The sequence below is a fragment of the Mesorhizobium sp. C416B genome (genome assembly GCF_030323165.1).
GTDB lineage: Bacteria > Pseudomonadota > Alphaproteobacteria > Rhizobiales > Rhizobiaceae > Mesorhizobium.
Genome location: NZ_CP100471.1, coordinates 1,452,280 through 1,471,895 on the forward strand (window position 1 = coordinate 1,452,280; position 19,616 = coordinate 1,471,895).

The window sequence follows — 19,616 nt, forward strand, 5'->3', positions numbered from 1 at the left end:
TTCCCGGCAGGTCCAGGGCAGCGATTAGTAGTCGTCGCTCTTTTCCGGGGGAACCAGGCCCTCGATGCCGGCCAAAAGGTCTTCCTCGGTCATGCGATCGAAGGTGACGTTTTCTTCGGCGTCGTCGGCATCGGTAGCTGCAACTGCGTTGCCGGTCTGGTCGGCGATCGCCTCGCCGTCGGCCTCGGGCTCGTCGACCTCGACATGCTTCTGCAGCGAGTGGATCAGATCTTCCTTGAGGTCGTCGGGCGACAGCGTCTCGTCGGCGATCTCGCGCAGCGCTACGACCGGGTTCTTGTCGTTGTCGCGGGGCACGGTGATCGGCGCGCCCTGGCTGATCTGGCGGGCACGGTGGCCGGCGAGCAGCACGAGCTCGAAGCGGTTGTCGACCTTGTCGATGCAGTCTTCAACGGTTACGCGGGCCATTGATTGCCCCTTTCATGCCTGGATTTGATGGAAAACAGGCGCGGTCCATAACCCGAACGCCGCCAAAATACAAGCATTATGGCTCTGTGGCCCCATGGGCTGGCGAATGCCAGCTTCTGGCGCCGCTGAATGCCTTGCCGGCGAAGCCCGCCTACCGGGCGACGACACGGCTCCGATCACAATTGCTTGCAGTGCGCCCCGGCACCCTTGGATTGCCGTAAAACTGGCGCTATCTCGGTTGACGAAAGGTCAGCCGGTTTATTTACGAGCCGAGCGATATAAACGACCCATTTCGATTAGTCCGCCACCTATTTCGAAAAAGGAATATTGCCATGTTCGACCCCCGTGAAAAAATCGCTCTTTTCATAGACGGCGCCAATCTCTACGCCACCTCGCGCGCACTCGGCTTCGACATAGACTACCGCAAACTGCTGTCCAGCTTCCAGAAGCGCGGCTATTTGCTGCGGGCCTATTACTACACCGCTCTGGTCGAGGATCAGGAATACTCTTCGATCCGTCCCCTGATCGACTGGCTCGACTATAATGGCTTCAAGGTGGTGACCAAGCCGGCCAAGGAGTTCACCGACTCGACCGGCCGCCGCAAGATCAAGGGCAATATGGACATCGAACTGACCGTCGATGCGCTCGAACTTGCCGATGTTGTCGACCACTATGTCATCTTCTCCGGCGACGGCGACTTCCGCACACTGGTCGAAGCGCTGCAGCGGCGCGGCCGCAAGGTCTCGATCGTCTCCACCATGGCCTCGCAACCACCGATGATCTCGGACGATCTGCGCCGCCAGGCCGACCATTTCATCGATTTGACCTCGCTGAAGAACGAGGTCGGCCGCGATCCCTCCGAACGGCCGGTGCGCAGGCCCGAGCCGGCCGAAGTCGAAGAGGAAGACTATTGACGGCGGCGGCCTTGGACGCCGCTCCCGAACCCGACCGCGACTGCCCGCTCTGCCCGCGCCTGCATGATTTCATCGCAGACTGGCGGCAGCGCGAACCGTCCTGGTTCAATGCGCCGGTGCCGAGCTTCCTGCCGCCGGAGGGCGACGAGGCCGTCGAACTGCTGATCGTCGGGCTGGCGCCCGGCCTGCGCGGCGCCAACCGCACCGGGCGACCGTTCACCGGCGACTATGCCGGCGACCTGCTCTACTCAACGATGATCGCTCACGGTCTTGCCCGCGGCGAGTTCAAGGCGCGGCCGGATGACGGGCTCGAACTGATCGGCACCGCGATCACCAATGCGGTGCGCTGCGTGCCGCCGGAGAACAAGCCGGTCGGCGCCGAGATATCCACTTGCCGCAGCTTTCTGGTGCCGACGATCGCGCGCTTTCCAAAATTGCGCGCCGTGCTGGCGCTGGGCTCGATCGCCCACCAGTCGACCGTCAGGGCGCTCGGTCAGCGCGTCGCTGCCTATCCGTTCAAGCACGGCGGTCGGTTGCCGGCCGGCGGCGTCACGCTGTTTTCCAGCTATCATTGCTCGCGCTACAACACCAACACCGGTGTCTTGACGGAGACGATGTTCGTCAAGGTTTTCAGCGACATCGCTGAGTTCCTGCGCAATTAACGCCTTCAGAACCCCGCCAGCACGATCTTGCCCCTGGCCTTGCCCGGGCGCAGAACATGACGAAGCTTGCCGAGAGGCAGGCATGACGAGACAGGCGCTCTCCAAAGCCTTGAGCGGCGACGGGAACCCGGAATTTGCGACAATCATGAAAATCCCGGAAGCGCTCGGTCTGAACCTGACCTTCGTTAGCGCGCAGACTGGCCGGAACGCTGGGTAGGGCCGATCAGCGCCGCGATGTTTGGTTCCAATCTCGCGCCGGTCGAGCACGCCAGGTCAAGGCGCGGCAAACAACTCAGCCAGCTTCTCCTGCCCGCCCTTCAGCACATTCAGATCGACATCGCCGACGATGCCGTCGACGCGGCCCATATTGTGGTACTGCCAGTAGATCCAGTCGTTGCGACCTGGCTCCAGGAGCAACGAGCGACGCCAGAGCGGGGGAACGTCGATTTTCCCGGCATAGGCGTCCTCGGCCTCGTCGGTCAGGTAGATGATCGCCGGCTTGCCGAACGCAGCTTCAACCGGTCCGAGGAAGGCCTGGAGTTCCGCGCTCAGCTGCTCCGGCGACGGGCGTTGCGGGCAGTTGCCGCCGAATTCGATGTCGACGACCGGTGGCAGCAGCGGCTGGTCGTGCGGCACCACCGCGATGAAATTTTTCGCCTGGTCGGCGCCCGGCCGGCAGAAGGTGAAGAAGTGATAGGCGCCGACCGCAAGCCCGGCCGCGCGCGCCTCGCGCAGGTTTTTGGCGAAGGCATCGTCGACATGGTCGCCGCCCTCGGTCGCCTTGATGACAGCGAAGGCGACATCGTCGGCGGCAACGCGGCGCCAGTCGATTTCACCCTGATGATGGGAAACGTCGATACCCCTGACCGGATAGCTGTCACGATCGGGCGAGAAGGTCCGGAAATAGAAGAAGCCGCCTGCTGCGACGAGGCCGGCAAAGACCAGACTGGCCGCACCCCAGAGGATGATCCGGTTCTTCAAACCTTTCCCCATCGTGTTTTGCTGTTGCAGCTGTTCGAAACTTGAAAGCCGATGTCTGGCTTTTCTGGGGCTGCCTGAGATTCTAGCCGCGTTCCTTCATGAGCCGGCCCTTTTCGCGCGACCAGTCGCGCTGCTTTTCGCTCTCGCGCTTGTCGTGCAGTTTCTTGCCGCGGCCGACGGCGAGCAGCAGCTTGGCACGGCCCTGGTCGTTGAAGTAGATTTTCAGCGGCACCAGCGTCATGCCTTCGCGGTCGATGCTCTGCGCCAGTTTTGCCATCTCGCGCTTGTTGAGCAGCAGCTTGCGACGCCGCCTGGGCTCGTGGTTGAAGCGGTTGGCCTGCAGGTATTCCGGCAGATAGGAATTGATCAGCCAGATCTCGCCACCCTCGACCGAGGCGTAGCTGTCCTGGATGTTGGCCTGGCCCTGGCGCAGCGACTTGACCTCGGTGCCGGTCAGCACCAGGCCGGCCTCGACGGTGTCGAGCACCTCATAGGAAAACCGCGCCTTGCGGTTTTCCGCAACGGTTTTGTTGTTTGGATCGGCTTTTCTGACCTGGTTCATGATGCGGAGAGGTGGCGCCTCATCCTCAATTTATCAAGCCGGCGTGCTTCATCGCCGCATCGATCTTCTCGGCGGTCGACGCCTCGATGGTCACCAGCGGCGAGCGCACCACGTTCTCGACCTTGCCAATCTTCGACAGCGCGTATTTGACGCCGCACAGGCCGGGCTCAAGGAAGATGGCCTTGTGCAGCGGCAGCAGACGGTCCTGCAATTCCAGCGCCTTGGCGCTGTCACCGGACAGTGTGGCTTCCTGGAATTCGGCGCACAGCCGCGGCGCGACATTCGACGTCACCGAGATGCAGCCGACACCGCCATGAGCGTTGAAGCCGAGGGCAGAGGCATCCTCACCTGAAAGCTGGATGAACTCCTTGCCGCAGGTGGCGCGCTGTTCGGACACGCGCTCGACCTTGCCGGTGGCATCCTTGACGCCGACGATGTTCTTGAAGTCGTGCGCCAGCCTGCCCATCGTCTCCGGCATCATGTCGATCACCGAGCGCGGCGGGATGTTGTAGATGATGATCGGCAGCTTGGTCGCCCTGGCGACGGCGGCGAAATGCTCGTACAGGCCGCGCTGCGTCGGCCTGTTGTAATAGGGTGTCACGACCAGAGCGGCGTCGGCGCCCGCCTGCTCGGCATATTGCACCAGACCGACCGCTTCCGCGGTGTTGTTGGAGCCGGCGCCGGCGACGACCGGAGCGCGGCCCTTGGCCACCTCGATGCAGACCTTGACGACATGGCGATGCTCGTCATGGGACAGCGTCGGCGACTCGCCGGTGGTGCCGACCGGGACGAGGCCCGTCGTGCCCTCGCCAAGTTGCCATTCGACGAAGGCGCGAAAGGCTTTCTCGTCGAAACGCCCGCTCTTTTCGAACGGTGTCACGAGCGCAGTAAGCGAGCCTCTCAGCATGTCGTCCAACTCCTTGGAACTTGTTTGTTTATGCATGTCGTCGTCCCAAAACCGGTTCCCACTTTTGGGCGACTGCATCGGGCGCCTTCTAGCCGAAAGCGAAGCCGCGCACCATAGTCTCGACACTGTTGCGCGGCAAGCATGCCGATGGTGCCAGCAAGCGCAATTCGAACGGCCTCGATAACCCTTTGTTTACGGGCTCTTCACGACCTAAGTCTAGGCTCTCGGGCACCTGGGCTTGCCATCTAAAGTGCCGCAACAGGGAAAGATCAGGATCATGCCGGCCGGTCGGCCACTCCGCTTCAAATTGCTTGGCGCCGTTGCCCTGCTGATAGTGGGGACGGCGGCAAACGAGAGCGTCGACGAGCAGACGACCTCATCGATCCCGATGCCTGACATGCAAGACAGAGCGCAGACCGATGCGCCCTCCGCCAGTATCGTCGTGCTGAAAAGCGGTCTCGACGCATTGGCGACCGGCGATATCGCCGCGGCACGAGCGGTGCGCGAAACATTGCCGGCCAATTCGCTGGACCGCCATATCCTGGCCTGGGCGATCGCGCTCTATGGCGGCGGCCGTGTGCCGAGCAGCGAGATTGCCGATACCGCAAAGATGTTGCCGAATTGGCCGGGCACCATCGCTCTGCGCAAGAACAGCGAGCGCGCGCTTTATCGCGAAAACCCCTCGCCGCAGACCGTGGTGAAAGCCTTTGACGGCAGCCAGCCGCTGACCTTTCAAGGCGTGGTCATCCTTGCCCGTTCTTATGTAGCTCTTGGCAACACCAAGGCTGCGCTTTCCGTGCTGTCGCCATTCTGGCGCACCGAGAAGCTGGAAGCCAGGGACGAGGCGGCCGTCAGCAAGGAGTTTGGCGCCATCATTCCGGCTGCCGACCATCGTTTCCGCATGGAACGGATGTTTTATGCCGACCGGGAGAATTCGGCACTGCGGGTCGCAGCACTTGCCGGCGCGCAATCGCTGGCCGATGCCTGGGCCGCCGCCTCGCGTGGCGACAAGAACGCGGCCAAGCTGTTGAAAGCGGTGCCTGCCGCGCAGCAATCGGCCGGCTATTTCTTCGCGCAAGCCGAATATCTGCGCAAGCAGCGGAAGTTTGCGGACGCCGCCGCGGTGATGATGAAAGCGCCAACGAGCCGCGACGCGCTGGTCGATCCCGATGCCTGGTGGGTCGAGCGCCGCGTGCTGTCGCGCGCACTGGTCGACCAGGGCGACTGGAAGACCGCCTACAAGATCGTTGCCGCGCATGCCGCCGAAAGCCCCGCCAGCGCCGCCGAGGCCGAATTCCACGCCGGCTGGTATGCGTTGCGCGGCCTCAACGATCCTGCGACGGCCTCGACCCATTTTGCCCGCATCGCCGATCTCGCGCAGGGACCGATGTCGCTGTCACGCGCCTATTACTGGCTTGGCCGCGCGGCGGAAGTCGGCGGTCCCGGCAATGCGAAGGATTATTTCACCAAGGCGGCAGCCTATGGCACCACTTTCTACGGGCAGTTGGCGGCGGAACGGGTTGGCTTGCGCACGCTGAACATCGTCTATCCCGAGCCAAGCACTGCCGACCGCCAAAGCTTTGACGGCCGCGAAGCCGTCAGCGCCATCAAGCGGCTGCAGGAGGCGGGCTACGACCGCTATGCCGAGACGCTTTACCGCGACCTCGCCGGGCAGTTGACCAGCCCCGGCGAGCTGGCGCTGCTTGCGGTGCTGGCGGAAAAGCAGGGCAATCATTTCATGGCGCTGAAGATCGGCAAGATCGCCGGCGCGCGCGGCATCGATGTCGGCGCGCTGTCGCATCCGCTGGGCGTCATTCCCGACACCGCCGACATATCCGGCTCGGGCAAGGCGCTGGCCTATGCGATCGCCCGCCAGGAAAGCGAATTCAATGTCGGCGCCGTCTCCAGCGCCGGCGCGCGCGGCCTGCTGCAGCTGATGCCGGGCACCGCCAAGCAATTGGCGAAGAAGGCAGGACTGAGCTTTTCCCAGGATCGGCTGACCAGCGATGCCGGTTACAATGCGACGCTGGGGGCTGCCTTCCTTGGCGAGCAGCTCGACCGCTTCGGCGGCTCCTATGTGCTGACCTTCGCCGGCTACAATGCCGGCCCTAACCGCGCCAGCCAATGGGTAGCCAAGTACGGCGACCCGCGCGGCAAGGGCATCGACGCCGTCGTCGACTGGATCGAGCGAATTCCCTACACCGAAACAAGAAGTTACGTGCAGCGCGTGATGGAGAATTACGAGGTCTACAAGATGCGCATTTCGGGGAAGTACGATATCGTTGGGGATTTGGTGAACGGAAGAGGCTGAGGCCGCAGAGCTGTCGCCACGGGCAGACGTTGGCGATCCTTGGCGCCCCCCTCTGGCCTGCCGGCCATCTCCCCCACGAGGGGGGAGATCAGCTGTCATTGCCGATTTCGCCAATCTCCAACGTCGAAGGAAGGGCGTAGCACCTGAACCGCCAATCTCCCCCCTCGTGGGGGAGATGTCCGGCAGGACAGAGGGGGGCGCTGTCCCTCCGACATTTCCAAGAGTGTCAGCTTGCCGACAACCCCCGATTTGACCGCTCCCACCCTCGCCTGTAGCAGACGGAGACAATCCGGCAAGGGAGTCCTTTTAATATGTCGAGCACCGACGGCTTCTCCGACTTTTTCTACACCGCGCCGGACGGGCTCAAGCTTCACGCCCGCGTCTATGGCGAGACCAATTCGGCAGACTGGCAGGTCGTTTGCCTGGCCGGCCTGACCCGCAACGCGCGCGATTTCCATGAGCTGGCGCTTTATCTGTCGCAGCGGACCGACAATCCGCGCAAGGTCATCGCCTTCGACTATCGCGGCCGCGGCCAGTCCGCTTACGACCCTGATATCGGCCACTACACTATCGGCATCGAGGCCGGCGATGTCCTCGCCGGACTGGCCGCTCTGAACGTCGAGGAAGCGGCCTTCGTCGGCACCTCGCGCGGCGGGCTGATCATCCACGTGCTCGGCGCGCTGCGGCCAGCCGCGCTGAAAGCCGTTGTGCTGAACGACATCGGACCGGTGATCGAGGCCGCGGGGCTCGCCCATATCCAAACCTATCTCGACCCGGCACCGAAACCGAAGAGCCGCGCTGAGGCGATCGATGCGCAACGCGTCGCGCACGGCGCGGATTTTCCCGCGCTGACGGCAGCGGATTGGGAGCGGATGGTGTCGGCCCTTTACCGGGAGACGGGCGAAGGTCTCCTGCTGCCGGATTTCGACCCGCGGCTGGTCCAGACGGTGGCGGGCCTCGACCTCAGCAAGCCGTTGCCGGATCTGTGGCCACAGTTCGAGGCGCTGGCGGCCATACCTTTGCTTGCCATTCGCGGCGCCAACTCGAAACTCCTTTCGGCCGACACACTCGACGAGATGCAAAAGCGTCATTCCGGCATGGAAGCGATCACCGTCGAGGGCCAGGGCCATGCGCCCTTCCTGGAGACAGGCAATCTGCCGGGCGCTATCGCGGCTTTCCTGGATGGAGTACCAAATTCTGCCCAGAAAAAGTAAACCCCAAGATCAAATATGATCCTGGGGTTGCCGCGCCAGTATATGAAAGCCTTGGTTAACTATTTGGCTTTCGAGCTTTTCCGGGGCGTCTTGGGTGCCTTCGCCGCTGCCGCTTTGCCCTTTTGGGCAGGCGCTGGCACTGAGGCCGTGGTCAGCGGCGACGCGAAGGCGGAGTTTTTTCCATCGCCGGACAGCCCTTCGCCGCGGGGCGTTTCCAGCACGACAACGCAGCCGTCGAGATCGTTGGTGGCCAGATGCGCATAGCGCATGGTCATCGAAAGTGTCTGATGACCGAGCCACATCTGAACGCGCCGGATGTCGATGCCGCCCTGGACCAGACGTGAGGCACAGGTGTGACGCAAGATATGCGGAACCACCTGGTCATCGGCGCCGAGGCCGACCTCGGCCTTGGCATCGTTCCAGATGGCGCGAAACTGCGCCTGGCTGAGTTTGGTGAACGGACCCTTGGGCCGGCGGCCCTCTGACGGCGGCAGCTTGATCACCTCTTTGACCCGCTCGGTCATCGGGATGGTGCGGCTGCGGCCGGATTTGGTGATCCAGAACGAGACGCGATGTTCCTGGATGTCGTTCCAGATCAGTCCGAGCGCCTCGCCGAGGCGGCAGCCGCTGTCGACAAGAAAGACCGAGAGACGGTAGGCATCTTCGCTGCGGGTCCTGATGGCGGCAAACAGCCTTGCTTCTTCGTCCCTTTCGAGGAAACGAATCCGACCCGCCCGCTCCTTCTGGCGGCGGAACTCGGGCAGGCTGTGGATATCCCCCATCTTGTAAGCCTTGCGCAGCAGTTTGCTGAGGGCAGCCATCTTTCGATTGATGGTTGCGTTGCTGTTGCCGCGCTGGCGCAAGGTGCCGATAAGGTTGTCAAGGGTGCTCTGGTCGAAGGCGCTGAACCGTTCTCCGAGGAGAATCTCGTCTATTTCGCCGATGAAGGAGCTGACATTGTACTTATGCCGCCCATCATCCCAGAGTATGTCTCGGTATGCTGAAAAAAGCTCTCCGACCCGGTGCGACTTTACTTCTCTGATCTTGTTGTAGCTGTATTTTATCTTCGCATTTTGAGAAGAGAACATTGAGAAATGTTCGGAGGGGTCACCCTCTTGTATCGCGTCGATGGTCATAAATTGCCACACCCCCGAGTGGATAGAGTCAGACCTACCCGCTTGGAAGCGTCCTTTCAAGAGATTTAATCACGCAGTTGTGAATTCATCCGCCCATCAGCGGATCCCACGAACTCACCCTACGGACTGTTCAGCTGCCGATTCCCCCTGTTCCTTCTGCTTGTCTTGACCCAGTCACGAAAACAAAACAGCCCGGGCGTTGAAGCGCCCGGGCTGGTATTCACTTATATAAAGCCAGCCCTTAGAACGAGCGCTGGAAGCGGAGCATGCCGCCGATGGCGTTGTCGTCGCCATCAGTAATACCGGTCCAGTTGGACACCGAGTCGTCGCCGAGGTGCGCGTAGTCGACTTCGGCCGTGATCGTCAGGCCGGGGACGACGTCGTAAGCAATATTCGCAGCGATGCCGATGTTCTTGCCTTCGTCATACGAAGCCTGGAGGTTGAACGAGGTCTTCTCGTTGATGGTGTATGTACCACCGCCCCAGACTGCCCAGTTGCCCGACCACGGCTTGTAGAAGCCCCGGCCGCCGGCGTCGAACACGTTGCCAGCATCGTCCGTCAGGTTGTCGTCAGTGCCGTAGCCGCCCATGATGAAGAGCGAGAGGTTCTGCATCGGGGTGATGTCCAAACGAACCTTGCCGGCGACTTCTTCGTAGTTGCTGTCATAGGAGATGACGCCGGTGATGGCGCCCCAGCCCTGCGTGTACTTCACGCCGCCGACGACATGCGGAATGTAGCTGTCGATCGTGTCGAAACCCGAGCCTTCTTCAAGCGAGATCACGGCGGAGAAGCCGTTGCCTGCGTCGAAGTAGTACTGGATCACGTTGGTATCGAAACCGCCGTAGGGAACCAGCGTATCCTGGATGACGTTGCCGGCGTAGCCGATGAACGTATTGTAGGCCGATTCGTCCTTACCGACGCGGAGACCACCGAGCTGGATCCAGGCGAAGTTCAGCGAAGCACCGGTGTTGTCGGCAGGATTGAGGTCGCCATGGAGTGGGCCGACACCATCCGGATCATGGCCCGCATCGCGGTTGTTGTTCTGGAAGTTGAAGCGGGTCTCGGTGTAGGTCTTCAAGGTGCCGAGCTCGGTTTCCTGGCCGGTCCAGGTCCTCAGCGAGAGGCGGGCCTTCTTGTAGTAGGTGTCGTTGCTGTCGCCGTCCTGGTGATCGGCGCTTGTCGCACCGTCGAACGAACCGACGTCGCCCACGCCGATGTCGTAGCGGACATAGCCGCCGATGCGCAGGCAGGTTTCGGTGCCGGGGATGTAGAAGTAGCCCGAGCCGTAAACGTCGCAAATCTTGACGTATTCAGCCGGTTCCGGCTCGGCGACGACGACGGCGTCGGCGGCGCGCGCACCGGAAACTGCGATCAGGGCCGCAGCGGAGCCGAGAAGAAGGCTCTTAATGTTCATTTTCTGACCTCCAGTCAAAAGTTAAAAAACGGGTCTGGGTATTCTTTGCTGAAGGACAGCGTTCCCTGCCCCATCCCCACTACCGAAAAAGATGCGCACCGCGCCGCTCCTTCGAAATCGACATTACCCATGAGGCGGCGGCGTTCAACCACGATCGTACCGGCAAAAGGGCTGTGCGGGTGCTATCCCCCGGCGTTGTTGCACAAATGACACGATTTGGCCTCAGTCAGAAAGCTCTCATTAACTATCGAAGGGCCCGGAAGCCTTTGCTGCAGCGCCGGAATGCGGCCGAATCCGGCGATGAACGGCCGAGATTGCGGCCATGTCGCCGAGTCGCCAGCCAGGGAACTGCCGTAGAATCGCCGCATGCAAAAGGCGGCGCTGCGGCCGAATGCGGATTTTTCAACGATTATCGCGCCGGCTTGTTGATTGTGCCGGCGCTTTTCTCTATCCAGCGGCGCAACGGAGAGGTGGCCGAGTGGTCGAAGGCGCTCCCCTGCTAAGGGAGTAGAGGTCAAAAGCTTCTCGTGGGTTCGAATCCCATCCTCTCCGCCATCCTGCTTCGCTCTTCGAGCTTCGCAGGACAAGCCCAACCCTCAGCGCGAAGCAGGATGGCGGAGAGGATGCCCTCCGAAGCCTTGGCGTAGGAGGGCCGGACCGTGTGGTGTGCTACGTGCCGCACAGCGTAAGCCCAGAGAATCCCTTGCAAAATTCGATTGGTCCTGCTTCGCTCTTCGAGCTTCGCAGGACAAGCGCACCTCAGCGCGAAGCAGGATGGCGGAGAGGATGCCCTCCGAAGCCCCGGCAAAGGAGAGCAGTTCATGTTGTATGTGTATCTTCTGGAGAGTACGGCTGCGGAAGGCGAACGCTATATCGGCATAACGACGGACCTGAAACGACGGCTTGTCGAGCACAATGCGGGGAAATCCAGCCATACATCCAAGTTTCTGCCGTGGCGGATCGTCACCTATATGGCCTTTTCGAACCAGGCCAAGGCAGCTTCATTCGAGCGCTATCTCAAATCCGGTTCAGGGCATGCTTTCGCCAACAAGCGCCTGTGGTGATGGCCGCATCACCTGCCGCAAAGGTCCATTTTTTCAATAAACTTCAACAATAACAACTGATTACAGCGAAAACGCTTGTCGCCGGCTTCACTGTCTTGTTCGATTCTGACTGGAGGTCAGAAAATGAACATTAAGAGCCTTCTCCTCGGCTCCGCTGCGGCCTTGATCGCAGTTTCCGGTGCGCGCGCCGCCGACGCCGTCGTCGTCGCCGAGCCGGAACCGGCTGAATACGTCAAGATTTGCGACGTTTACGGCTCGGGCTACTTCTACATTCCCGGCACCGAAACCTGCCTGCGCATCGGCGGCTATGTCCGTTACGACATCGGTGCCGGCGACGTCGGCTCGTTCGACGGTGCGAGGTCCTTCGACCATAAGGATGGCGACGAGCAGGACACCTTCTACAAGAATGCCCGTTTCACGCTGAAGACCTGGACCGGCCAGGAAACCGAACTCGGCACCTTGAAGACCTACACCGAGACCCGCTTCAACTTCGGCAACCGCAACGGCTACCCCTCGGCAGACGATCCGACTACCGAAGCAGACGAGTTCAACTCCAACCCTGCCGGCAACAAGAACGTTTCGCTGAACTTCGCCTGGATCCAGCTCGGTGGCCTGCGCGTCGGTAAGGACGAATCGGCCTTCGACACGTTCATCGGCTACGCCGGCAACGTCCTCCAGGATACGCTCGTTCCCTACGGCGATTTCGATACCAACGTCGTCCAGTACTACTTCGATGCGGGCAATGGCTTCTCGGCCGTCGTCTCTCTCGAAGAAGGCTCCGGCACCGTTGGCACCATCGACAGCTACGTTCCGCATGTCGTCGGCGGTCTGAAGTATACGCAGGGCTGGGGCGCCATCACCGGCGTCGTCGCGTACGACAGCAACTATGAAGAAGTCGCCGGCAAGGTGCGTTTGGACATCACCCCGATGCAGAACCTATCGCTGTTCATCATGGGCGGCTACGGCACCGACGACAACCTGAATGACGACACGACCTTGATTCACAACGGCAACGCGATCAACGCCGGTGGCCGCGGTTTCTACAAGCAGTGGGGCGGCAACTGGGCATTCTGGGGTGGCGGCACCTACACCATAAACGAGAAGACCTCGTTTAATGCCCAGGTCTCGTATGACGAGTGGAAGAACCTCGGCGTCGCCGCGAACATCGCCTACGACGTTGTTCCCGGCTTCACGGTCACGGCCGAAGTCGACTACCTCAACGCAGGCAAGTTCGACGACGCCAACTTCTCCAACTTTACCGATGCCGACAAGAAGAGCAGCATCGGCGGTCTCCTCCGCTTCCAGCGCTCGTTCTAAGACGCTCAGCCTGGCTGAAAAGCAAACCCGGCGGGCAACCGCCGGGTTTTTTTGAAGCATCCGTCGCCATGTCATTGGCTGCAGTGGCCTTCAAAAGGCTGCCGCCTACCGGCAGTCAGGTCGTAGAGCGTGGCCACCCGCGCCGATTTCATCCCGGGCGTCATGGCCACTATTTCCAGCCGCGCCAGAACTTGCGCCGTCCTATCGGGCACGCTAGCAAGAAGGCTCATCTTCTCGTGAGCTTTTGCCATGCGCCAGCGCCCTGCCCTCACGCCGCTTGTCGGCGCGCTTCCCTCCACGGTGCCGTTTGTCGGACCGGAAGCGCAGGAGCGCGAGCGCGGACGTGCTTTTCGCGCCCGCATCGGCGCCAATGAGAGCAGTTTCGGGCCTTCGCCGCGCGTTATCGCCCGTATGGAGCGCGTCGCGCGTGACCAGTGGATGTATTGCGATCCCGACAATTACGATCTGAAGCAGGCTGCGGCCCGCCATCTCGGCGTCGGCGCCGAAAACGTCGTGGTCGGCGAAGGCATAGACGGGCTGCTTAGCCTGGTGGCGCGCATGTATGTCGCGCCTGGCGACGCGGTGGTCACCTCGCTCGGCGCCTATCCGACGTTCAATTTCCACATTGCCGGCGTCGGCGGCCGGCTGGTCACGGTGCCTTACGAGAACGACAAGGAAAGTCTGGATGGACTGCTCAAGGCAATTATCAAGGAGAAGGCGCCGCTGGTCTATCTCTCCAATCCGGACAATCCGATGGGCAGCTGGTGGGAAGCAGGAGATATCACCCGCTTCGTCGAAGCGTTGCCGGAAACCACCATGCTGGTGCTCGACGAGGCCTATGGCGAATTGGGGCCGGCCTCCGCGCTGCCGCCGATCGATGTCGCGCGGCCCAACGTCATCCGCATGCGCACCTTCTCCAAGGCATACGGGCTGGCCGGCATTCGCTGCGGCTATGCGGTGGCCGAGGCTGAGGTGATCCGCGATTTCGAGAAAATCCGCAACCATTACGGCGTCAGCCGCATGGCGCAGATCGCCGGCGTCGAGGCGCTGGCCGACCAGGACTGGCTGCACAGCCTGGTGGCGCGAGTCGCTGCCGGACGCGCACGTATAGCCGGGATTGCCGAGACGAACGGGCTGAAGCCGCTGCCATCGGCGACCAATTTCGTCACCATCGATTGCGGCAAGGACGGCGCCTTCGCGCTGAAAGTGCTGCAAAATCTTTTGTCGCGCGACGTGTTCATTCGCAAACCGATGGCGCCAGGGCTCGACCGTTGCATAAGGGTCAGCCTCGGCCTCGATCATGAGCTCGACATCTTTGCCGAGGAACTGCCCGGCGCGCTCGCCGCTGCGCGGGGAAATTAGCCCGGCCGATTGCCGTCGCGACACGGCCTGCCAATGCCGCCAAAGGCCAAGACAGAATCAGCCGGGTCCCCGGCTTCCGTCGATCCAACAACAATCCAACCGTTCAAGGCTGTTGCTTTCGTCCGATCCCGCGCCAGTTCTTGAGCATGGGAGATAACGACCGGCAAAAGGCGGTGCAGGCGCGCGTGCATGGTAAGGTGCAAGGCGTCGGCTATCGGATGTGGGCGCGACGCGAAGCGATAGGGCTTGGCCTCGTAGGTTGGGTACGCAATGAACGAGACGGCACGGTGACGGCCTCGATTGCCGGTGCCGATGCTGCGGTTTCCACAATGATCGAACGGCTCCGGCAAGGGCCACGGGGTGCTTCGGTTTCGAAGGTCGAGATCGAAGAATTCGAACTCCTCGACGCGCCCATCGACTTTCGGATCATTGTCTAGACGGAACCACTTTATTGCCGCTTGAATTAATTGAACGTTCGTTTTATTACTAAATACCGGGAGACGATCATGGCACGCACAACGGGATCCGACGGCGAAAAAACTGAAGCGGCCGTCCGCGAGGCAGCGGTCAGCCTGATCGCCCGCTTCGGCTATGAGGCGACGTCGATGCGGCAGCTTGCCGCCGAGGTCGGCGTCCAGGCGGCCGCGCTCTACCGCTATTTTCCGACCAAGGAAGACCTGCTGTTCACGCTGATGCGCGAACATATGGAAGGGCTGATCGAAGCGTGGGACGCCGCACGCCCCGACGCTGCCGATCCGGCAACGCGGCTTGCCGCCTATGTCGAAAACCACATCGCTTTCCACATCGAGCGCCGCCACTCCACCCATGTCTCGAACATGGAATTGCGCAGCCTGTCACATGACCGGCTGACGCAGATCCTTCGCATGCGCACCGCCTATGAGAAGGAGTTGCGCGCCATCCTGCGCGACGGCGCGGAGGCCGGCGCCTTCAGTGTCGATGACACCGGGCTCACTGCCATGGCCCTGATCCAGATGATGACCGGCGTCATCGTCTGGTTCCGGCCGGGCGAGCGGCTGTCGATGGCTGAAGTCACGGCGACATATCTTTCAATGACAATGCGCCTGGTTGGCGCGAAGATCGAAATCGGGGAGGAACGGCATGTACACGAACACACTCAGCTTCGGGCATGACGAGGACATCGAGGCGCTGCGCGATCTGGTGCGCCGCTTTGCCCAGGAGAAAATAGCGCCGATCGCCGCCGAGATCGACCGCAGCAACCAGTTCCCCGCGCATCTGTGGAAAGAACTCGGCGCGCTCGGCCTGCTTGGAATCACCGCCGATCCCGATTTCGGCGGTAGCGGCATGGGCTACCTCGCCCATGTCATTGCGGTGGAAGAGATTTCGCGCGCCTCGGGCTCGGTCGGCCTTTCCTACGGCGCCCATTCGAACCTCTGCGTCAACCAGATCAACCGCTGGGCGACACCTGCGCAGAAGGAGAAATTCCTGCCGGCATTGTGCTCGGGCGAAAGGGCAGGTGCGCTGGCCATGTCGGAATCGGGCGCCGGCTCCGACGTCGTCTCGCTCAAGCTGCGCGCCGAAAAGCGCAACGACCGCTATGTGCTCAACGGCTCGAAAATGTGGATCACCAACGGCCCCGACGCTGAAACGCTGGTGGTCTACGCCAAGACCGATCCGGAGCGGAAATCGCACGGCATCACCGCCTTCATCGTCGAAAAGACCATGGCCGGCTTCTCGGCATCGCCAAAGCTCGACAAGCTCGGCATGCGCGGCTCCAACACCGGCGAACTGGTGTTCGACAATGTCGAGGTGCCCTATGACAATGTGCTGCATGAGGAGGGCCGCGGCGTCGAGGTCCTGATGTCGGGCCTCGACTACGAGCGCACCGTGCTCGCCGGCGGCCCGCTCGGGCTCATGGCGGCCTGTCTCGACGTGGCGATCCCCTATGTGCATGAGCGCAAGCAGTTCGGCCAGCCGATCGGCGAGTTCCAGCTCGTGCAGGGCAAGCTCGCCGACATGTATTCGACGATGAATGCCGCGCGCGCTTACGTTTATGCCGTCGCTGCTGCCTGCGATCGCGGCCAGACGACACGCAAGGATGCCGCCGGCTGCGTGCTGTTTGCCGCCGAGAAGGCGACGCTGATGGCGCTCGACGCCATCCAGCTGCTTGGCGGCAACGGCTATACCAACGAGTATCCGACCGGCCGGCTGTTGCGCGACGCCAAGCTCTACGAAATCGGCGCCGGCACCAGCGAGATTCGACGCTGGCTGATCGGGCGCGAGATCATGGCGGAAGGGGTGTGAGCGATTTCAATGCCTGGTTTGCCAAAATACCTTGGAGTATTAGCACGGACTATCGTCGCATTGATCCCATTGTCGGGATTTGCGAATGCCGCCTCTTCAGATATGCCGCAATTTCGAGACGTTGCAGCACTGCGGGTTGAAGTCATTTCCCGCCTGAAGGCTGACAGCCGAGTCAAGCAAGCAATTCCCAACCCCGCCGATCCGGCGCGTCTTGACGTAACCAGGGTCGGTTCTACCGGCAAGGATATTCATCTTCAGGTGGACGTTACGAACCTGCTAGGCCGCATTCGCGACCTGCCGGCGGGAGAGGCGGAAACCGAAATCGAACGTTTTCTAACCACGCTCGTGCTCAGCGATAGCGAAAGCGGCTTCCAGGCCGATCTACTGATTGCCAACATTCGACCGCGCGAACATCTCGACGCTTTCAAAGGCGATGGCACAGAGCCCGACAAAGGACCGGCGTTTGAAACCTTGGCGGGTGACGTCGTGATCCTTTACCAGATCGACAATGAGGACTCGCTCGCCAGCGTCCGGCTTGACGATGTTGGAGACCGCTCACTCGCACAGCTTCGCCAGCTTGCTCTGGAAAACATCAACAAGCAGATTACGAAGGTCAAGCAGGAGCGTATCCTCGACGGGATATCGATCTTCACCGTCGAAGGGGATGAGGCCATCTCACCCGCTCTCCTCCTGACCGAAAAATTCTGGGCCACGCTTGGACCGCAATTCCCCAACGGCGTTTTCATAGCCATTCCAAAACGCGATGCCATCGTCGTTGTAGACAAGCGGCTTCCCAATGCGGTTCAGTTTGCTCGCTCATTTATCGACAAGGTTTTCAAGACCGAACCTGATCTTCTCTCCGAGTACATTTTCGAGCGCCGTGACGGCAAGCTGCAAGTCGTGGCAGAGCAATAGGAACCGATGTGGCCGTACTCCAAACCCAGATCTCGCCCTCCTCCGAAACCTACCTCGCCAATGCCGAGCGCATGCGGGCGCTGGTTGCCGACATTGCGGACAAGGCGGCAAGCGTCGAGCGCGGTGGCTCGGAGGAGGCGCGCGAGCGTCATGTTTCGCGCGGCAAGCTGTTGCCGCGCGAGCGGCTGGCGCAGTTGCTCGACACCGGCTCGCCTTTCCTCGAGATCGGCCAGTTCGCGGCATGGTCCATGTATGGCGAGGAGATTTCCTCGGCCGGCCTCATCGCCGGCGTCGGCCGTGTCGAAGGCACCGAGGTGATGGTCGTGGTCAACGACGCCACGGTGAAGGGCGGCACCTATTATCCGCTGACGGTGAAGAAGCATTTGCGGGCGCAGGAGATCGCGCTGCAAAACAATCTGCCTTGCGTCTATCTGGTCGACAGCGGCGGCGCCAACCTGCCCAACCAGGACGAGGTGTTTCCCGACCGCGAGCATTTCGGCCGCATCTTCTACAACCAGGCCAACATGTCGGCGGCCGGCATTCCGCAGATCGCCTGCGTCATGGGCTCATGTACTGCGGGCGGCGCCTATGTGCCGGCAATGTCGGACGAGACGATCATGGTGCGCAACCAGGCGACCATTTTTCTCGGCGGCCCGCCGCTGGTGAAGGCGGCTACGGGCGAAGATGTCAGCGCCGAGGAGCTTGGCGGCGCCGACGTGCACACCAGGCTGTCCGGTGTCGCCGACCACTATGCGCTGGACGACGAACATGCGCTGGCCATCTGCCGGCGCATCGTCAAAAACCTCAACCGGCGCAAGACTGTAAGCTTGACCTTACAGAAACCCATGCCGCCGCTTCATGACGCGCAGGAACTCTACGGCATCGTGCCGACGGATCTGCGCCAGCCCTATGATGTGCGCGAGGTGATCGCGCGCGTCGTCGACGGCTCCGAGTTCGACGAGTTCAAGCAGAATTACGGCACCACGCTGGTCACCGGCTTTGCCCATCTTCAGGGCATGCCGGTCGGCATCATCGCCAACAATGGCGTGCTGTTTTCCGAAAGTGCTGTGAAGGGCGCGCATTTCATCGAACTGTGCTGCCAGCGCAAGATCCCGCTGATCTTCCTGCAGAACATCACCGGCTTCATGGTCGGGCGAAAGTACGAGGCCGGCGGCATCGCCAAGGACGGCGCCAAGCTGGTGATGGCGGTTGCCACCGCCAAGGTGCCGAAGGTGACGATGATCATCGGCGGGTCGTTCGGCGCCGGCAATTACGGCATGTGCGGCCGCGCCTACTCGCCGCGCTTCCTGTGGATGTGGCCGAACGCGCGCATTTCGGTGATGGGCGGCGAACAGGCGGCGACCGTGCTGGCGGTGGTCAAGCGCGAGGGCATCGAGCGCAAGGGCGGTGAGTGGAGCGCGGACGAGGAAGCGAAATTCAAGAAGCCGATCCTGATGAAATACGAGCATGAGGGCCACCCGCTCTACTCCTCGGCGCGGCTGTGGGACGACGGCATCATCGATCCGGGGAAAACGCGCGAAGTGCTCGCGCTCAGCCTTTCGGCCGCGCTCAACGCCGACATCGAAGAAACGAAGTTCGGCGTGTTCAGGATGTAGATGAGCAAGTTCGGCGAACGGATACATGTCCACACCGGCGACATCACCAGGCTTGCGGTCGATGCCATCGTCAACGCCGCCAATTCCTCGTTGCTGGGCGGCGGCGGCGTCGACGGCGCCATTCACCGCGCCGCAGGCCCGGAGCTCGAATTCGAATGCCGGATGCTGAACGGCTGCAAGGTCGGCGAAGCAAAGCTTACCAAGGGCTATCACCTGCCGGCACGTTACATCATCCACACGGTCGGACCTGTCTGGCAAGGCGGCGGAAAAGGCGAAGCCGGGCTGCTCGCCTCCTGCTATATCAGGTCGCTCGAAATCGCCGCCGCCAGGGATTGCCGGACCGTGGCATTTCCGGCGATCTCCACCGGCATCTACCGTTATCCGAAAAATGAGGCGACGCAGATTGCCGTTGGCATCGCAGGTACCTTCGTCGGACAGAACTCAACGCCCGAAACAGTTATTTTCTGCTGCTTCGACGAGCCAACAGCTCAACTATACCGACAAGCCGTTGCTGCCATTGAAGGATGCTAGT

20 protein-coding genes and 1 tRNA gene are annotated in these 19,616 nt (G+C 61.7%); 15 read left to right on the forward strand and 6 right to left on the reverse strand.

Going from position 1 to position 19,616, the window contains the following annotated elements; all coding sequences use genetic code 11:
• Positions 1 to 24: 24 nt before the first annotated feature.
• Complete coding sequence (gene rpoZ, locus NLY43_RS07415; RefSeq protein ID WP_023670235.1) at positions 25 to 426, reverse strand: DNA-directed RNA polymerase subunit omega; 402 nt, start codon at positions 424 to 426, stop codon at positions 25 to 27.
• Between the two features lie 332 nt (positions 427 to 758).
• Here rpoZ and NLY43_RS07420 point away from each other — a divergent pair, with 332 nt between their 5' ends.
• The 3 genes from NLY43_RS07420 to NLY43_RS07430 all read left to right on the forward strand — a co-directional run bounded on the left by NLY43_RS07420 (position 759) and on the right by NLY43_RS07430 (position 2,219).
• Entirely contained in the window at positions 759 to 1,340 is a 582-nt protein-coding gene (locus tag NLY43_RS07420) for a LabA-like NYN domain-containing protein (RefSeq protein ID WP_023670234.1), read from the forward strand.
• Positions 1,337 to 2,002: a uracil-DNA glycosylase gene (locus NLY43_RS07425; protein WP_023709785.1), complete on the forward strand. Its 666-nt coding sequence runs from the start codon at positions 1,337 to 1,339 to the stop codon at positions 2,000 to 2,002. Before NLY43_RS07420 ends, NLY43_RS07425 begins: the two co-directional genes overlap by 4 nt.
• An 82-nt stretch (positions 2,003 to 2,084) precedes the next feature.
• Positions 2,085 to 2,219 (forward strand): helix-turn-helix domain-containing protein, encoded by a 135-nt coding sequence (locus tag NLY43_RS07430; RefSeq protein ID WP_156935552.1) that lies wholly within the window; start codon positions 2,085 to 2,087, stop codon positions 2,217 to 2,219.
• 56 nt (positions 2,220 to 2,275) lie between these two features.
• Here NLY43_RS07430 and NLY43_RS07435 read toward each other — a convergent pair whose 3' ends face one another.
• From NLY43_RS07435 to dapA, 3 genes are all read right to left on the reverse strand, one after another.
• Positions 2,276 to 2,983: a glycoside hydrolase family 25 protein gene (locus tag NLY43_RS07435; protein ID WP_023709786.1), complete on the reverse strand. Its 708-nt coding sequence runs from the start codon at positions 2,981 to 2,983 to the stop codon at positions 2,276 to 2,278.
• An 82-nt stretch (positions 2,984 to 3,065) separates the two neighbouring features.
• Positions 3,066 to 3,545 (reverse strand): SsrA-binding protein SmpB, encoded by a 480-nt coding sequence (gene smpB, locus NLY43_RS07440; protein WP_023687280.1) that lies wholly within the window; start codon positions 3,543 to 3,545, stop codon positions 3,066 to 3,068.
• A 25-nt stretch (positions 3,546 to 3,570) separates the two neighbouring features.
• The gene (dapA, locus tag NLY43_RS07445) at positions 3,571 to 4,452 is read right to left on the reverse strand and encodes a 4-hydroxy-tetrahydrodipicolinate synthase (protein ID WP_023709787.1); all 882 of its coding nucleotides are present in this window, start codon (positions 4,450 to 4,452) and stop codon (positions 3,571 to 3,573) included.
• Positions 4,453 to 4,729: 277 nt separating this feature from the next.
• Here dapA and NLY43_RS07450 point away from each other — a divergent pair, with 277 nt between their 5' ends.
• Positions 4,730 to 6,763, forward strand: a complete 2,034-nt coding sequence (locus NLY43_RS07450; protein ID WP_023709788.1) for a lytic transglycosylase domain-containing protein — start codon at positions 4,730 to 4,732, stop codon at positions 6,761 to 6,763.
• Between the two features lie 311 nt (positions 6,764 to 7,074).
• Positions 7,075 to 7,977: an alpha/beta fold hydrolase gene (locus tag NLY43_RS07455; RefSeq protein WP_023709789.1), complete on the forward strand. Its 903-nt coding sequence runs from the start codon at positions 7,075 to 7,077 to the stop codon at positions 7,975 to 7,977.
• A gap of 59 nt (positions 7,978 to 8,036) precedes the next feature.
• Here NLY43_RS07455 and NLY43_RS07460 read toward each other — a convergent pair whose 3' ends face one another.
• Together NLY43_RS07460 and NLY43_RS07465 are read right to left on the reverse strand one after the other, a co-directional pair.
• Positions 8,037 to 9,113: a tyrosine-type recombinase/integrase gene (locus NLY43_RS07460; protein WP_023709790.1), complete on the reverse strand. Its 1,077-nt coding sequence runs from the start codon at positions 9,111 to 9,113 to the stop codon at positions 8,037 to 8,039.
• Between the two features lie 241 nt (positions 9,114 to 9,354).
• On the reverse strand, positions 9,355 to 10,527 hold the full coding sequence (locus NLY43_RS07465; RefSeq protein WP_023709791.1) for a porin: 1,173 nt from the start codon (positions 10,525 to 10,527) through the stop codon (positions 9,355 to 9,357).
• Between the two features lie 464 nt (positions 10,528 to 10,991).
• Between NLY43_RS07465 and NLY43_RS07470 the strand changes: the two genes are divergently transcribed.
• The 10 genes from NLY43_RS07470 to NLY43_RS07515 all read left to right on the forward strand — a co-directional run bounded on the left by NLY43_RS07470 (position 10,992) and on the right by NLY43_RS07515 (position 19,615).
• Positions 10,992 to 11,082 (forward strand) — tRNA-Ser (locus NLY43_RS07470).
• A gap of 266 nt (positions 11,083 to 11,348) precedes the next feature.
• Positions 11,349 to 11,591: a GIY-YIG nuclease family protein gene (locus NLY43_RS07475; protein ID WP_023709792.1), complete on the forward strand. Its 243-nt coding sequence runs from the start codon at positions 11,349 to 11,351 to the stop codon at positions 11,589 to 11,591.
• 123 nt (positions 11,592 to 11,714) lie between these two features.
• Positions 11,715 to 12,908, forward strand: coding sequence for a porin (locus tag NLY43_RS07480; protein ID WP_286460765.1), 1,194 nt, complete (start codon positions 11,715 to 11,717; stop codon positions 12,906 to 12,908).
• A gap of 249 nt (positions 12,909 to 13,157) precedes the next feature.
• Positions 13,158 to 14,270: a pyridoxal phosphate-dependent aminotransferase gene (locus NLY43_RS07485; RefSeq protein WP_023709795.1), complete on the forward strand. Its 1,113-nt coding sequence runs from the start codon at positions 13,158 to 13,160 to the stop codon at positions 14,268 to 14,270.
• A 146-nt stretch (positions 14,271 to 14,416) separates the two neighbouring features.
• Positions 14,417 to 14,707, forward strand: a complete 291-nt coding sequence (locus NLY43_RS07490; RefSeq protein WP_023709796.1) for an acylphosphatase — start codon at positions 14,417 to 14,419, stop codon at positions 14,705 to 14,707.
• A 69-nt stretch (positions 14,708 to 14,776) separates the two neighbouring features.
• Entirely contained in the window at positions 14,777 to 15,421 is a 645-nt protein-coding gene (locus NLY43_RS07495; RefSeq protein ID WP_023709797.1) for a TetR/AcrR family transcriptional regulator, read from the forward strand.
• Positions 15,390 to 16,553: an isovaleryl-CoA dehydrogenase gene (locus NLY43_RS07500; protein ID WP_023709798.1), complete on the forward strand. Its 1,164-nt coding sequence runs from the start codon at positions 15,390 to 15,392 to the stop codon at positions 16,551 to 16,553. The genes NLY43_RS07495 and NLY43_RS07500 overlap by 32 nt, the downstream gene beginning before the upstream one ends.
• Positions 16,554 to 16,562: 9 nt before the next feature.
• Positions 16,563 to 17,468: a hypothetical protein gene (locus NLY43_RS07505; protein WP_155922473.1), complete on the forward strand. Its 906-nt coding sequence runs from the start codon at positions 16,563 to 16,565 to the stop codon at positions 17,466 to 17,468.
• Between the two features lie 8 nt (positions 17,469 to 17,476).
• Entirely contained in the window at positions 17,477 to 19,084 is a 1,608-nt protein-coding gene (locus NLY43_RS07510) for a carboxyl transferase domain-containing protein (protein ID WP_023670209.1), read from the forward strand.
• On the forward strand, positions 19,085 to 19,615 hold the full coding sequence (locus NLY43_RS07515) for an O-acetyl-ADP-ribose deacetylase (protein WP_023670208.1): 531 nt from the start codon (positions 19,085 to 19,087) through the stop codon (positions 19,613 to 19,615).
• Position 19,616 lies beyond the last annotated feature (1 nt).